The 14,271-nt window shown below is 63.5% G+C and carries 16 protein-coding genes; 7 read left to right on the top strand and 9 right to left on the bottom strand.

Annotated features, from left to right (window positions below; genetic code table 11):
• Positions 1-209: 209 nt before the first annotated feature.
• Positions 210-686: a hypothetical protein gene (locus tag DFR67_RS00930; protein WP_146240338.1), complete on the bottom strand. Its 477-nt coding sequence runs from the start codon at positions 684-686 to the stop codon at positions 210-212.
• 245 nt (positions 687-931) lie between these two features.
• A complete protein-coding gene (locus DFR67_RS00925; RefSeq protein WP_110467547.1) occupies positions 932-1,882 on the bottom strand; it encodes a helix-turn-helix transcriptional regulator in 951 nt (316 codons plus the stop codon).
• Between the two features lie 136 nt (positions 1,883-2,018).
• Between DFR67_RS00925 and DFR67_RS00920 the strand changes: the two genes are divergently transcribed.
• The 6 genes from DFR67_RS00920 (at position 2,019) to DFR67_RS00895 (ending at position 7,469) form a co-directional block, all read left to right on the top strand.
• Positions 2,019-2,579 (top strand): YdeI/OmpD-associated family protein, encoded by a 561-nt coding sequence (locus DFR67_RS00920; RefSeq protein ID WP_110467546.1) that lies wholly within the window; start codon positions 2,019-2,021, stop codon positions 2,577-2,579.
• Between the two features lie 79 nt (positions 2,580-2,658).
• The gene (locus DFR67_RS00915) at positions 2,659-3,753 is read left to right on the top strand and encodes an NAD(P)H-dependent amine dehydrogenase family protein (protein ID WP_110467545.1); all 1,095 of its coding nucleotides are present in this window, start codon (positions 2,659-2,661) and stop codon (positions 3,751-3,753) included.
• Positions 3,750-4,229 carry a carboxymuconolactone decarboxylase family protein gene (locus DFR67_RS00910; RefSeq protein WP_110467544.1) on the top strand — a complete coding sequence of 160 codons (480 nt, stop codon included), beginning with the start codon at positions 3,750-3,752 and terminating at the stop codon, positions 4,227-4,229. The genes DFR67_RS00915 and DFR67_RS00910 overlap by 4 nt, the downstream gene beginning before the upstream one ends.
• A 114-nt stretch (positions 4,230-4,343) precedes the next feature.
• Complete coding sequence (locus DFR67_RS00905) at positions 4,344-5,717, top strand: hypothetical protein (RefSeq protein WP_110467543.1); 1,374 nt, start codon at positions 4,344-4,346, stop codon at positions 5,715-5,717.
• Positions 5,718-5,771: 54 nt separating this feature from the next.
• Positions 5,772-6,161, top strand: a complete 390-nt coding sequence (locus DFR67_RS00900) for a DUF732 domain-containing protein (RefSeq protein WP_110467542.1) — start codon at positions 5,772-5,774, stop codon at positions 6,159-6,161.
• Between the two features lie 96 nt (positions 6,162-6,257).
• The gene (locus DFR67_RS00895; RefSeq protein ID WP_170135183.1) at positions 6,258-7,469 is read left to right on the top strand and encodes a cation:proton antiporter; all 1,212 of its coding nucleotides are present in this window, start codon (positions 6,258-6,260) and stop codon (positions 7,467-7,469) included.
• Between the two features lie 97 nt (positions 7,470-7,566).
• Here DFR67_RS00895 and DFR67_RS00890 read toward each other — a convergent pair whose 3' ends face one another.
• The 4 genes from DFR67_RS00890 to DFR67_RS00875 all read right to left on the bottom strand — a co-directional run bounded on the left by DFR67_RS00890 (position 7,567) and on the right by DFR67_RS00875 (position 10,732).
• Positions 7,567-8,412, bottom strand: a complete 846-nt coding sequence (locus DFR67_RS00890) for a hypothetical protein (RefSeq protein WP_110467540.1) — start codon at positions 8,410-8,412, stop codon at positions 7,567-7,569.
• Between the two features lie 18 nt (positions 8,413-8,430).
• Positions 8,431-8,910, bottom strand: coding sequence for a nitroreductase family deazaflavin-dependent oxidoreductase (locus DFR67_RS00885; protein ID WP_245937637.1), 480 nt, complete (start codon positions 8,908-8,910; stop codon positions 8,431-8,433).
• A 53-nt stretch (positions 8,911-8,963) separates the two neighbouring features.
• Complete coding sequence (locus DFR67_RS00880; RefSeq protein ID WP_110467539.1) at positions 8,964-10,190, bottom strand: low temperature requirement protein A; 1,227 nt, start codon at positions 10,188-10,190, stop codon at positions 8,964-8,966.
• 80 nt (positions 10,191-10,270) lie between these two features.
• Complete coding sequence (locus DFR67_RS00875) at positions 10,271-10,732, bottom strand: DoxX family protein (protein ID WP_110467538.1); 462 nt, start codon at positions 10,730-10,732, stop codon at positions 10,271-10,273.
• Between the two features lie 114 nt (positions 10,733-10,846).
• Here DFR67_RS00875 and DFR67_RS00870 point away from each other — a divergent pair, with 114 nt between their 5' ends.
• A complete protein-coding gene (locus DFR67_RS00870; RefSeq protein ID WP_110467856.1) occupies positions 10,847-11,317 on the top strand; it encodes a MarR family winged helix-turn-helix transcriptional regulator in 471 nt (156 codons plus the stop codon).
• Between the two features lie 2 nt (positions 11,318-11,319).
• Here the strand turns inward: DFR67_RS00870 and DFR67_RS00865 are convergent, their stop codons facing one another.
• The 3 genes from DFR67_RS00865 to DFR67_RS00855 form a co-directional block, all read right to left on the bottom strand.
• Positions 11,320-11,868 (bottom strand): dihydrofolate reductase family protein, encoded by a 549-nt coding sequence (locus DFR67_RS00865; RefSeq protein ID WP_110467537.1) that lies wholly within the window; start codon positions 11,866-11,868, stop codon positions 11,320-11,322.
• A 74-nt stretch (positions 11,869-11,942) separates the two neighbouring features.
• Positions 11,943-13,058, bottom strand: coding sequence for an Rv3169 family protein (locus DFR67_RS00860; RefSeq protein ID WP_110467536.1), 1,116 nt, complete (start codon positions 13,056-13,058; stop codon positions 11,943-11,945).
• The gene (locus DFR67_RS00855; RefSeq protein WP_110467535.1) at positions 13,055-14,215 is read right to left on the bottom strand and encodes a phosphotransferase family protein; all 1,161 of its coding nucleotides are present in this window, start codon (positions 14,213-14,215) and stop codon (positions 13,055-13,057) included. The genes DFR67_RS00860 and DFR67_RS00855 overlap by 4 nt, the downstream gene beginning before the upstream one ends.
• Positions 14,216-14,271: the final 56 nt, after the last annotated feature.

Here is a 14,271-nt window from a genome sequence, read left to right as displayed (position 1 = left end):
TGTTGGCGGATGAAACATCGAACGCCGCGATTCGCAGGTTCTGCCGCCCGACCGATAGCTGAATGGATACGGATACAGTCGGTTTTCACACAAATGTTCACGCTGACAGAGTTGGCAATCACTATCGCGAAGAACCCGCGTTGCGTTATCAGGGAGGGCATCGGCCAGCCCGGCGACAGCCGCGCAACTGGGTCATTTGACCCAATTAATCAGTTTCGCGCAGCGGCACGGGCCAGTAATTCGCCTCGCACCGTCTGATAAGCGCGAATATGCACTGAATTCCGCGACAGCACGGCATCTGAACACGTCAGCAGGGCCATGTCCGCCAGCGCTACCCGATGAACCCCCGCACTCAATGGCACATCGTCTCGACGAAGCGCGTAGGTGAGCCCGGGTAGCCACGCCGAGGGGTCCCGAGGCATCCCTCCGTTGAGCACACCCGCCGTCTCGATGCACCATTGAGCCAGCTCATCGAACCGTTGCCGGGCCAACTGGCGTAACGCGGAGTCGATGGCCTCGGTGTCCAGACCGTCGCCATCCACCAGGGACGCCAATGCAGAATTCGCGGCAGGGATACCGCATCCGTGCAACCACGCCGCGCAGAAGTAGAGAGCGTCAGAATCGCCCGCCGCCTGACATCGGCGCAGGGCGGCGATCAATTCGATTGCTCCTGAATCTGATCTCATCAATGTCGTCCCCCCAACGCCGGCCAGCCAATCATGCTCCACGCCCCATGTCTGTCACCCATTCAACGGACTGCAATTGTTCAGGACGTATTTCGACCTTCCGATAAAGGCCGTACCCGCCGCCGAGTTGGGCAATTGTTCCTTCCCCGGAATAATAGCCCATCCGCCGTAACTCGGAATACGTTCGAAAGGAGAACGTGTTCCTTATCGTGAGAGCAATTCGCGAAACGGAACCGGCTGAAGAATCACGTGCCGTTTTTTGTTCCGTTGACGAGCTCTCCGCCTATCCGGTCGAGTTCCGCGCGGACGTCGGATGGCTCCAGGACTTCGACCGCCACACCCCACCCGGCAAGGTTGCGGGCGATGTCCAGCGGCGTCGGCGCCCCGAGGCGAACCTTCGACCGATCATCGTCGAGTTCAGCCACCACCTCACAGTGACGGCCGAACTGATCGTGCAGGATCGGTACGAATTGCCGATCGGTCAGCACGGTCGCCCACGTTTTCGATCGACGTCCCTCCATGTCGACCACCACCGCTTCCCACGCCGCGGCGAGGTCGAAATCGACGGGTCGCTGCGCCGGCCGGTCGGTCACCTCGGCCTCGACGATGCGATCGACCCGGAACGTTCGCTGTCCGCGTTCGGTACCTGCCAGGAGGTACCAGCTGCCGTCCTTGTCGACCAGCCCCCACGGGTCGATCATCCGCACGGTCGTGGAGTCGCCGCCGGCGCGGTACGTGAGTCTGACCTGTTGTCGGCTGACCACCGCAGCCTGAAGAGCGGTCACCTCTGCGGGCCGGTTCCGGCGCCGCTCTCCCCAGCCTGCGCTGTCGACCATGGTTGCCTCCGCGGCAGCCTGCGCAGCGGCGCGGAAGGTGTGCGGTAGTGCGCGAACCAATTTGCGCATGGCTGCCCTCGCGTCCTCGGACGCCGCGGCGGCCGGACCGACGAGTAGGAACAGTGCCTGCGCTTCGGAGGCCGACAGACCCGTCAGGTCCGTACGGGCACCGCCCACCAAGGACCAGCCGCCACCACGACCTGATTGCGGGTACACCGGGACACCCGCGCTCGAGAGTGCTTCCAGATCTCGCCGGGCGGTCGCGACGGACACGTCGAGTTCGGATGCGACCTCCGCAGCTGTCACCCGCCCGCGGTTCTGCATCAGCAGAAGGGTGGCAACAAGGCGGTCGGCGCGCATGATCCAAGTCTCGCAAACAAAGTGCTCATTTGATGAGCACTTTGACCGGGAGGATGAGTCCTGACCCCAAAGAAAGGACAGATCATGTTGCGAGAACTCACCACCGTCAGTCCGGTCGATCGAGTGGGCGCGTGAGATGGAGATCGTCGACCTCCGGACCGCCGAGGACTGGCGCCGCTGGCTCATCGACAACGGAGATTCGGCCACCGAGATCTGGCTCGTCATCCATCACAAAAGTAGTGTCAACGCCGGCATGCGTTACCACGAAGCCATCGAACAGGCGTTGTGCTTCGGATGGATCGACGGTCTGCATCGCAGGCACGGTGCGCACAGTTCGCAGCTGAGATTCACCCCGCGAAGCGCACGAAGCAGTTGGAGTGCGCTCAATCGTGAACGTGCCCAGCACCTGATCGATGCGGGCCTGATGACCGAGTACGGACAGACGGCGATCGACATCGCCAAGGCAAACGGAAGGTGGCAGGCGCTGACCGCCGACATGATCGCTACCAGCGAAGACGACCTGCACCGAGCGCTGCGCGGTAATCAACCCGCCCGCGAGCATTTCGAGGGCTTCCCACCCTCGGCGCGACGGCTGATCGTCGAATGGATCGCAAGCGCCAAACGGCCCGAGACCCGCAACCGTCGCATCTCCAGGACGGTCGACCTGGCGGCGATCAATATTCGGGCCAATCAGTGAACTCCCGAGGCGACCGCATGCGGTAGTCCGATAATCGAGACTTCCGGAAAAACAAGAACGTGTTCTATATCGTCGGGTGATGACTTCACCTTCGGTTCGAGCAGTGGTCTGGGGCACCGGAAACGTCGGCCGCGCAGCGATTCGCGCGATCGACGCCCATCCGGATCTCGACCTCACCGGCGTCATCGTCCACGACCCCGCGAAGGTCGGGCGCGACGCCGGTGATCTGGGCGATGTGGGCCGAACGCTCGGAGTCTCGGCCACCGACGACATCTCGCAGGCACTGGCTGTCGCCGACGCCGTTGTCTACGCGGCATCCGGCGATATCCGCCCCGAGGAGGCACTGACCGATATCACCCGCGCCATCCGCGCCGGTGCCATCGTGGTCAGTCCATCCCTCTACGCGTTGTACGACCCCACCTCCGCGCCACCGGAGCTACGAGACCCGGTCCTCGCAGCGATCGCCGATGGCGGTGGTTCGCTGTTCGTATCCGGTATCGACCCCGGCTGGGGCAACGACATCTTGCCCATCCTCGCCAGCGGTCTCGCATCGACGATCGAGCAGGTGCGCTGCCAGGAAATCTTCGACTACACCACCTATGACCAACCTGATTCCGTGCGCTACCTCATCGGGATGGGCCAACCGATGGACTACGAACCACCGATGGTGGCACCGTCCGTTCCCACCATGGTGTGGGGTGGACAGATCCGGCTGATCGCCCGCGCGCTGGGCGTCGACATCGACGAGATCCGCGAGACACTGCTGCGCCGCCCTCTCGAGACGACCGTAGACACAGAGCACATGGGCACGTTCGACGCCGGCACACAGGGCGCGGTTCGGTTCGAGGTACAAGGGATCGTCGGCGGTGAACCGCTGATCGTCATCGAGCACGTCACCCGGATCCATCCGTCGTGTGCACCTGACTGGCCCGTGCCGCCCGACGGTGGAGACGGCGCCCACAAGGTGATCATCGAGGGCCGCCCTCGTATCGAGATCTCCGTCGAAGCGACAGACGAGGGTGGCAACAGAGCGGCAGGGGGCAACGCCACCGCGGTCGGGCGGCTGGTCAACGCCATCGGCTGGCTCCGCGAAGCCAGGCCAGGACTGTATGACGCACTCGACGTACCGCTCGTCCCGGCGGTCGGCAAACTCACGAGGATGGCACCGGCATGATCATCGACGTTCCCGAGGGCAAAGATCCCATCAATTATGTCTGGGGCGAAATGGTCCCGGGCATCGGCGGAGCCGCCGCGAACTTCTCCCTGAAGGTCTACTCCGACAGCACACTCGGCCTCCGCGAATTCGAGGCCGCACGCCTGCGGATCGCGCAGATCAACGGGTGTGTCTTTTGTCAGGACTGGCGAACCGAACGCGACGGAGAGAAAGTCGAGTCGACCTTCGATGAAGCGGTACGGAACTGGCGGACCACCGACGCCTTCGATGAACGCACTCGACTCGCCGCCGAGTACGCCGAACGCTACGCACTCGACCACCACGGCCTCGACGAAGATTTCTGGTCCCGGATGACTGCCGAGTACAGCCAGAACCACATCGTCGAACTGAGTATGTGCCTGGGATCGTGGCTGGCGTTCGGTCGTCTCAATCACGTACTCGGGATCGACTCGATCTGCGTGCTGCCCGGCCATTGATGGGAGGGCCCTTGCTCATCCGATGCGGATGATGCGCAGGCGATAGTCCTGGGTCAAGGTTCATGAGCGGTTGCCCAGGGGTGGCGCATCCGCTCTACGAGATGAGGCCGACCGATGGTGGTTCCTGACGCCGACGAACCGTTGAAGGAAACCGAGCGCGCCGAGCTCGAACGTCTCCGCCGCGAACTCACGGAGAATCGGGGTGCGCCCGGGGATGCGGTGATCCACAGACGCGGCCTGAGGTGGACGGCGACCGGGTTGCTGCTGGTATTGGTTGCGGTGTTGGCCTTCTCAGCTGTGCTGGCGCGCTTCGCACGCAGCGAAGTGCTCGACACCGATCGCTACGTCGCAACGGTGACACCGCTCGCAGGAAACGCTGTCTTACAGGACGAGCTGGCCGACCAGATCACCGCGGAGATCATGGCGCGCGGCGACATAGCGAATGTCACCAAAGAGGCATTGACCGCGCTGACCGAGAACGCGCCCAACGTGCCGCCGGCCGTCATCGGCCTCGCCCCGGTGCTCACCTCGCAGGCACAGTCGTTCATCCGGCAGGCGGTCACCGCGCTGGTGAGGTCCGATCAATTCGAGACGCTCTGGATCCAGGCCAACAAGCGAGCCCACCAACGACTCGCCGCGGTACTGACGGGCGAGACCAACGATGCGATCGAGATCGACGACGACGGCACCGTGAGCATCGAACTCGGTCCGATCATCGACAACGTACGAAACGCATTGCGAGACCGCGGGTTCTCCTTTGCCGACAAGATCCCCGACATCGACAAGTCTTTCATCATCTTCAGGTCCCCCGATCTGGTCAAGGCGCAGCGGGCGGTGTCCGCACTGGACAAGGCGTCGACAATTCTCCCCTTCCTGACGTTGTTGGTGGGTGCTGCCGCGATCTGGGCCGCCCCCAGGGGATCCCGGAAAAAAGCGTTCTCCCTTCTCGGGATCGCACTCGCTGTCGCCATGGCATTGCTGGCTGTCGCGATCAGCGTCGGGCGGTCGCTCTATCTAGATGCGGTTCCCCCCGGCGTGCTCTCCCCTGCCGCCGCGGAGGTCCTCATCGACACCATCCTCGTACCGTTGCGCACCATGCTGCGAGCCGTCGCCGTGCTCGCCGTGGTCATCGCGGCGATCGGGTATCTCTCCGGGTCATCCGGGTCCGCAACGGCGGTGCGTGGGGCGTTTGGCCGCGGCTTGAACGCGGCCAGAGGCAATGCCGCGGGAAGAGTTCCGCGTCCCGTCGAATCCGCAGCGGCGAAGTTCCGGATACCGCTGCGAGTTGCAGTGGTCGCAGTGGCAATCCTCGTGCTCGTCTTCTGGAACTATCCTTCAGGGCTCGTGGTCATGGTGACGATCGTCATCGCCGCACTCGCGCTCCTGGCGATCGAACTGGTCGCCAGGCCCGCAATCGGCTACCACCAGCCGAAATCCGCGTCGAGCGCCGACGCGTCGGTCCCCAGTTCGGCAGGTCAGGGTGACTAGTTTCGTCGATCGCATATCGTTCTCATCAGTACTCGACGACGAAACGGGATTGACATGAAAAAGCTGGTGGCACTGATCGCATTCCTCAGCAGTGTGGTGTTCGTGGGCGCGTGTAGCAGCGAAGACGTCCAGAACGCCACTGACCAGGCCCGCAGTAGTGCCGAACAGCTCGTCGACAACGCATCCACCGCAGCCGGCGACGTGAAGGACAACGGTTACATTCAGGCGCTGGAATCGCAGAACGCCACTTTCGGGAGCCGGGAAGATCAGATCGCCGCTGCACAGATGGCGTGCGACGAACTGTCGAACGGCACCAGCCTCAATGACACTGTCACCAAGATCGCCGACGAGACCGGTCTCGATGACTCCAAGTCGCGGACCCTGATCAACATCGGTGTTCCTCTGTACTGCACGAGCAACTCGGCCAAGCTTGCCGGCAACTGATCCACCTGCGCGTCCGCGTATACGATCGTCAGGTGCTCAAGGGCGACGCAAACACAGCGGCGAGCTGACAAGCACCCGCCGGGATCGGTCACCATCGTGACCACGTCCGTACTCATCGCCTTGGTCGTGATCGTGGGTTGGTCGCTCGTCGCCGGGCGTTTGGCGCGGCTACGGATTTCGGGACCACTGCTGATGGTCACCGCAGGTATCGCCATCGGTCTCGGCACCCGCAACGACATCGGCCAGACGCTCAACACCGTTGCCGCCGAGAAGGTTGTGGAACTGATTCTGGCGGTTCTACTGTTCGTCGACGCCACCGAGGTCAAGGGCGGGTACTTCGCGGGCGAACGACGAACCTCGGTCAGACTGCTGCTCATCGCGATGCCCTTGTCGATCGGCGCAGCCCTGCTGGCCGGAGCGGCTTTGCTGCCGAGCCTGTCCATCGGGGTCCTGCTGCTCATCGCGTGTATCGCCATCCCGATTGATCTCGCACCCACCTCATCCATGGTCAGGGACCAACGAATACCGGTACGGGTGCGCAACGTCCTCAACATCGAGAGCGGCTACAACGATGGCATCGTTGCCCCCCTCTTCATATTCGCGCTGACTCTCGCCGGCGATCACTCTCATGCAGAGGGTCCGGCCGACGCCCTGGAAACGGCTGTGCCCTCGGCGTTCTACGCGATTCTCGCCGGAGGTGTTGTCGGTGTCGTCGCCGCCTGGCTGACCAACCATTCGATGGCACGGGGCTTTGCGACCCAGCAATCGATCCGTATCAGCCTGGTCATCTTTCCCTTGCTGGCTTACGGTCTGGCAACCGAGTTGCACGGCAACGGTTTTGTTGCCGCCTTCATCTGCGGAATCGCCTACAAGGCGGCACGGTCGACGCAGCCGACCGAGTCGGAGCTCAGTCTTGTCGATGATGCGAGTGTGCTCGCCGCACTGGCGATGTGGTTTGTCTTCGGCTGCACCGCTGTCCTGGTGCTCGAGTTCGGATTCGTCTGGCAGATCATCGTGCTTGCACTTGCAGCACTCACCGTCCTGAGAATCGTGCCGGTGTATATGTCTCTGCTGGGCACGACACTGAGCCGCACCGATCGACTGGTGATCGGCATGTTGGGTCCTCGCGGCACCGCATCCATCGTGTTCGGCCTGCTTGCCTACAACGCGCTCGACGGGGAGATCGCCAACGACACCCTGTATGCGATGACGGTGACGGTACTCGGCAGCGTGGTGATCCACGGCATCGGTTCGACGTTGGTCGCCCAGTGGTACGAACGACATTCGGCCCCGGGACGAACTACGTAGTGTCGTTGCGGCGGCTGCTACTCATCTGTCGGTTGCTGCCGGCGCATTCGCCGCATCGGATCACCGGTGATGGACTGACCTTCGCGGCACGACGGCGTCATCTACCAAGAGATTCGAGCTGAACGCGGCTCTTCGTGACCCGCTCGCGTGCTTGCTCGAGCTCGCTGTCCGCCGCGTCGACCTGCTCGACGGCAGCTTGCTCTGCCCGCACGGCGAATTGACGCTCTTGCTCGGCCTGCGCCAGCTGGCCCCGTAGTTCCTCTATGCGTGTGTCCGCTGCAGTCACTGTGCCCGCGGCCTTCTCGGCATCCGCCCGAGCCGACGCGAGCGCCGACTCTGCGTCCCGCTCGGCCTGTTCGGCCGCGGCGACCTCATCGCGTGCTGCTTTGCGCTCCTCTGCGCTCGGAGCTTTCTTTCGCACGGGCGGTGCTGTGGACTTTCGCGTGCCGCCCCCGACCACTGCCATGCCCGCAGGACCCATACCGCTGTAGCTGACAGCGGTCACCAGTCGACCGGCTCGCACCTGCTCGGCGATGTCGGGGTCGGCCAAGGCGGCGTGCAATGACTGTCCGACTTCTCGGAGAGCGTTCTCACTGGCGGCCTGGCCGTGGTCGGCGGCGAGATCGCCGGCCTGGCGCGCCATCGCGCGAACCACCTTTTGCCGCTGTGTCGTCAGTGCGCGAAGGTCGTCCCCGGCAAGGTGGCGTTGGGCATCACGCAGCGCCGCACCGAGTTCGAGCAGATTCTCCACGTCCTCGGAATGCTCTCGGGCGAGCATGTTCACCATCCAAGCGACCACGGTCGGCTTGCGGAGTTGCGAGATCTCTTTGGCGAGGCTTCGATCACCCTGTGCCCGGGCTTCTTTCACGTGAGCGGTACGAACCCTCACGAATTCGCCCGGATCCAAGCCGTACAGTTCGTCGGCCACCTCGTCGATGTCCACCGTCCGGTTCCGCCCGGTCTACGACTTCGAGGGACCGGGGGCCAAGAAGAAGACGGGGATCAGTCGCTCGGTGCGCTGCTCGTAGATGGCGAAGTTCGGCCACGTGGCCAGCAGAGTCTGCCAGGCCTGATCCCTTTCGGTCCCGGTGATCTCACGCCAACCGACGGACAGCGTCTTCCCGCGATAGATGACTTCTGCCGTCTCGCACGCGCGGAGGTTGAGTACCCAGGTGGGCAACTTGGGATTGCCGAAATACGAACCGGCGATCAACCAGCCACCGTTCTGCGGGACACACAGCAAGGGAGTCGACCGCACGTTCCCGGTTTTGCGACCAGGTACCCGTAAGACGATGTTGGGAAGGCCGGCGATGTCCAGAACGCTCAGCCGCCCCTTGGTCAGGCCTTGCAACCGTACATCGCACTTCTCGATGATCGGGAGCATTTTCGGCATCCACGAGACCGCACCTATCTTGACCGCCAGCGGCGTCAGCATGCCCACCGGGTCAGGCTACCCACTCCGCCCGGTCCTCACGCCATCAGTGTGTCGATCGATCAGGTCTCGGTGGTTTTCATGGCGCTCTGACGTCGCCGGACGATGCCGGTGACCACGGCCACGATCGATCCGATCGCCAGGAAGATCGCGGAGGTGAACGGGATCGCGTTGTCGACGAAACCGACGACCACGACGGCAGGGATCGCGATGGCCGGCCATGGGAACACGGCCCGCCAGGACTGCGCGCTGCCTGCCAGCACCATGCAGACGCCGGCGACGAACAGCGCGAGCCCGCCGCACAACGCCCAACGGCCGCCGGCCGTCAGCTCTCCTACCGGGTGCAGCACATACTGCTCGATTCCCACGCCGAGCAGCGCCGCCCCCAGGGTCAGCGGAAGGTGCCCGTAGATGTAGGAGTCTGCGCGGCCGCTGCTGTGGGCATCGTCATCTGCCTGCAGCAGGGTTTTCGCCTCGGCTCCCCCGATGTCGAAGTACATCCACCACAGCGCGGCAGCGATCGTGAAGCCGAGGCCCGCCACGACGACCGAGGACAACGCCCAGTGCGTATCGTGCATGCCCAGGACGATCGCGGACACCGATTCGCCGAGGACCAAGATCACGAACAGGCCGAAACGTTCCGGCAAGTGGTCGAGATGCAGGGGGACGTCCGGGCCCCAGCGGGTCGCTGCGATGGGCGCGGCCGCCTCGATCAGAATCCCCGCCGCCCACAATCCATAGGTCACCGGAGCGGGGGTGAACAACGATGCCGTCCAGAGCACGGAGCTGAACAACGTCGTCGCGAAATAGAGGTTGATGGTGGGGCGCGAGTCGATGATGTGCACCCATGCCCGCGCGTACAGGACGGCCAGGACCACCCGCGTCGCCACGTATCCCACGGTGAACGCGGCGACCCCGGACGACGGGATCGACCCGGCACTGGCGGCCATGACGGCCACCGCGAACGTCGCACCGAGTTTGAGGACCCGGTAGATCACGTCGTTGGTGTCGAAGCGGTTGGCGTACAGGGTCATCGTCACCCACGACCACCACGTGATGGCGAACAGCCCTGCGAACACTGCGGCACCGTGCCACGTGAGGTCCTTGTTGAACGCGATTGCGATCTGGTGGATGACCAGCACGTAGGCCAGGTCGTAGAAGAGCTCCAACCGGCTCGCGGCCCGGTTGTCGTCCGTCCGGAGCCGCGGCGGCTCGTTCAGCGGGGTCCGCTGACCCCCTGCATTGTCGTCGCGGTCGCTGGGCTGAGCCCTCTCGCCGTCAGGCGCCACTACGAGATCGTGCTTGGTCGGTGCATCCTGGCCTCATACCCATAAATCGGGCGCTTCAACCACTGACCAGCACTCTCGCGTCAGCCGGCGTTGACGGTCTCCCGCGTCCGGGGGCCGTCGGCAGCGAGCCAGCCGACCTTGGTGCCGAGCACGGCATCAACGCTGAATCGCCCTGCGCCCACCACTGCGAGCAGCAGCGCACCTGCGCCCAGAGCCAGCACGAGCTCGTAGCCACCATCGGAGACCCACAGGCCGGCGTCGATGTGCGCGAAGAAGTATGCGCCCAGCATGTCGAGGAAGAAGAGTATGCCCACGATCGGGGTCAGCAGCCCTGCGATCAGCGCGATGCCGCCGAGGATTTCGAGCCAGGTGACAGCAAATGCCGACACCGGGGCCAGCGGAACGTCCATTCCTTCGAAGCTCGCCTTGGTGCCGGAGAAGCCGTACGTGTTGATTTTCTGCAAGCCGTGCGCCAAGAACACGATTCCGAGACCGATGCGCGCGATCAGGATTCCGGTGCTTCGGATGATGGGGTTGTTCATGTCTCGATAGCCCTCACTTGTAGATTTACTTGATGAATCAAGTGAATCGTAGGGTTGTTCACTTGAAGCGTCAAATGAATGATCTGCCGTCGTGCCCGGTATTACACTGCAGCGATGCGCAACGAGCCCGAGCCGAATTGGCTCGACGACGAAGAAATGGACGCCTGGATCCAGGTGGCGATCCTGCTGTCGCGGCTACCCCACGCCCTGGACGCGCAGCTCCTCCGTGATGCACAGCTGACCCATTTCGAATATGAGGTCCTCGCATCGCTTTCCGAGGCGCCCGACCGGACACTTCGGATGAGCGCCCTCGCCGAACTCGCGAACGGATCGCTCTCGCGCCTCTCACATGTCGTCACGAGGCTCGAGAAACGCGACTGGGTGCAGCGCAGGCCCTGCCCGGATGACGGTCGTTTCACGAATGCTTCACTTACGCAGGCCGGTTGGGAGAAGGTCGTTGCGACGGCGCCCGGCTATGCCGCGAACGTGCGGAACCTGGTCGTCGACAGGCTGAGCCGGGCGCAGATACGTCAGCTCGCCGCCATCGGCAAACGGATCAACGAGCCGAAACCCGGCGCACGCTGAGGTCAGCTCACCGCGTAGCGCATCAGTGTCACACCGCACCGGAACGCCCGCGATTGGAGCAGCGTCAGGTTGGATGCCTCCCGGCCCTCGGGGAACAATCGACGGCCTCTGCCCTGCACCACGGGGTACACGAACAATCGGAACTCGTCGACCAGGCCCGCCTCGATGAGCGTGTGCCCGAGGCTGATGCTTCCGGTCAGCACGATGTCCTTGCCCGGCTGCGCTTTGAGAAGACGGACTGCGGACACCGGGTCCCCGGACAGGATCGTCGAATTCTGCCACTCGGGGTCGGTCAGGGTGGACGACACGACGTACTTCTGGACGTTGTCCAGGTAGTCGGTGACACCGGTGCGGTCATCGACCTGGGCAGGCCAATAGCCGCGGAAGTCGACAAAGGTCTGCCGCCCCACCAGCAGTGCGTCGGCCTCGGCATCCTGGCGATGCGACTCATCCAACAGATCGGGGTCGTCCACGGTCGGATCAAACCAGCCGGTGAGCATCTCGATCGATCCGTCCAAGGTCATGTTCTGCGTGATTGCGAGCGTGCGCATTTTTCTCCTCTTCGATCGGTTGCGGCGACCATCACAGAGGTAGACCGCAGAGCGCTCCACTTCTCACCGGTCGGTCACGGGGCCAGCGTGAACCAATCGACGAACCCCGACGGGTCGTGTCTGCCCAGCGCGCCATGCTCGAACAATCCGAAACCTTCAACGCCCTCGGCTCCGGGTCCGTGGCACACGGCGCGTCCGACGTGATCGATCACACCGAACATGACACGTCCCGCGTTCGACTCATCGGTGACGTCATAAGTCACTCGTTCGGTGAACTTCTCACCCTTCCAGGTCCCGTGAATCCAGTCGGGGTCACCGCCGTAGCCGCCACCGAGGTGGATCGGCACCGCGAGCCGTGATTCGACCTCCAGGGTGAGCGGTGAACCGTCGGCAGTCGTGCAGTCGATGGTCGCGCCGGTCGGCGTCCGAGTACCGGGGACGTACCGGATTCTCACTCTCGGCCAGCCCAGTTGTTCGACCCGGCCGTCTTTCCAGACGCGCGTGCAGTCATTGAGGATCCGGAAACCAGTCGGGTCCTCCTGCATGATGAGAACGATCGCGAACTCTGCGAAACGCAGCGGCACGTAGAGCCACCACATACCCTCGAACGGTGGATCCGCCGGCCGTCCGGCGGGTTCGGCCTCCCCCACCGGGCGTATGCCCCAGGATCGATCGCGGGTTCCGACCCAAGTAGACGGGTCGACCGCAATGTCACTGCCATCGACGGTCACCACACCACTCCAGGTGCCGACCTGCGCGAAGCGCTGGGCCTGCAGCGTGATCCGAGATCCGGTCCGCATGATGTGCGGCTGCTCTTGCACGACGTCGAACGACCCCTCCCAGGTCATGTCCATCGCGATGCCCTCGGTCTCCTCCAGCACGATACGGAGCCGGCGCAGCGGCTCGACGACTTCGATGCGATACCCGTTCACGTGTTGGTTGAGTCGATCAGAATCAATGGCGTCACCAAGGTGTACCGCTGTCTGCACGTCGCCGCGGCGCACCAGGACGAACGCATCTTTGGTACCCAGGTTGGGGTAGTACCCGGCACCGGTGATGACGAAGACATCGCCCGTGCGGTCATGGGCGTTGAAATAGCAACGGTCGTAGAAGTTCCTGTCGCTCGAGTCCACGAGTCCGATCGGTAGCGGTGTCTGGTGGATGGGATACTCGTCCAGCGGACCGATCACTTGGCGCCTCCTTCGGATGTCGTGAAAAGCGTGTCGCCGTCGATGAGTTTTTCGAGCAGCGCCCGGTGGTGGAACAATCCGTCGACCTCATCGGGCATCTCGATCTCGCCGAAGTGCACCTGCCGCGCGCCGGTGCGCATGAACACACAACCCCAGATCACCGCGGCGTATGCGTAGAACCAGCTCAGATCGCCGACATCGACACCGGTCAGTTCTGTGTACTTCGCGACGACGTCCTGCTCACGGAGGAGATCAGGCATTCCTGGCAGCCCCATCAGCGTCGTGATGTGTTGAAAAACCTGATGAGCGAAGATCATCCAGGCCAGATCGAGCTCGCGCGGCCCGAGTGCGGTCATCTCCCAGTCGAGGACCCCCACCGGTTCGAAATCTCGATAGATCGTGTTGCCGAGTCGCGCGTCACCCCAGAGCAGAACCGGCTCAGCCGAGTCGGCTGCCGTAGGCCAGTTGTCGTCCAACCACTCGAACGCGCGGTCCAGCAACGGCGATCTGCCGATGCCCGGGACCGCGAACTCATACCAGGACTTGCACCAGTTGACGTTGCGGCGCAGGGCTGTATCACCCTCGCCATCGCCCAGGAAGGCGAAGGTCTCGGACGCGTTCGGAATGGAGTGCAGCTCCGCGAGTATCTCGACCGTGGCATCTTGCAGTCTGCGTTGCCGTTCGGCGTGCGCATCGTAGAACCAGTTGTCACCGAACGTATAGGGCAACACATCGGGCGGTACGAAGCCCTCGACGTGGTCCATGAGGAAGAACGGGGTTCCCAGCACGTCACCTGTCGGTTCCATCCAGTGCACCTGAGGCACAGGGATACCGGTCAACTCGCCGACCAACCGCATCACCTCGAACTGGTGGTCCAACCGGTAGGTAGGGAAGACCGGGATGTCCTCGGCCGCCGGGGTGACTCGCGCGACAAAACGGTGGGTTTTCGCCTCCCCACCGTCGTCCCAGGTGGCAGCGAGCACGATGGTCTCCGACGACATGCCGTTCGAGTCGATGCCACTGTCCACCACGACGTCTGGGATGACGCCGTCGGGCAACACCGTCGACAGCCATGCCGCGAGCCGGTCTGGTGTACTGGTGACATCTCGACTCGAACGTTGGAGTCTCATGTCGGCAAGGGATTGTTCAGTGGCCACTATGCCCCTCCGGGAGCTTGCACGCCACGTAGAAAGTGTGACGCAGATTACGATAC

This window comes from Williamsia limnetica (assembly GCF_003217475.1).
Classification (GTDB): domain Bacteria; phylum Actinomycetota; class Actinomycetes; order Mycobacteriales; family Mycobacteriaceae; genus Williamsia; species Williamsia limnetica.
Note: the sequence above shows the minus strand (reverse complement) of the source record. Positions and strands in the feature narration are given on the sequence as shown.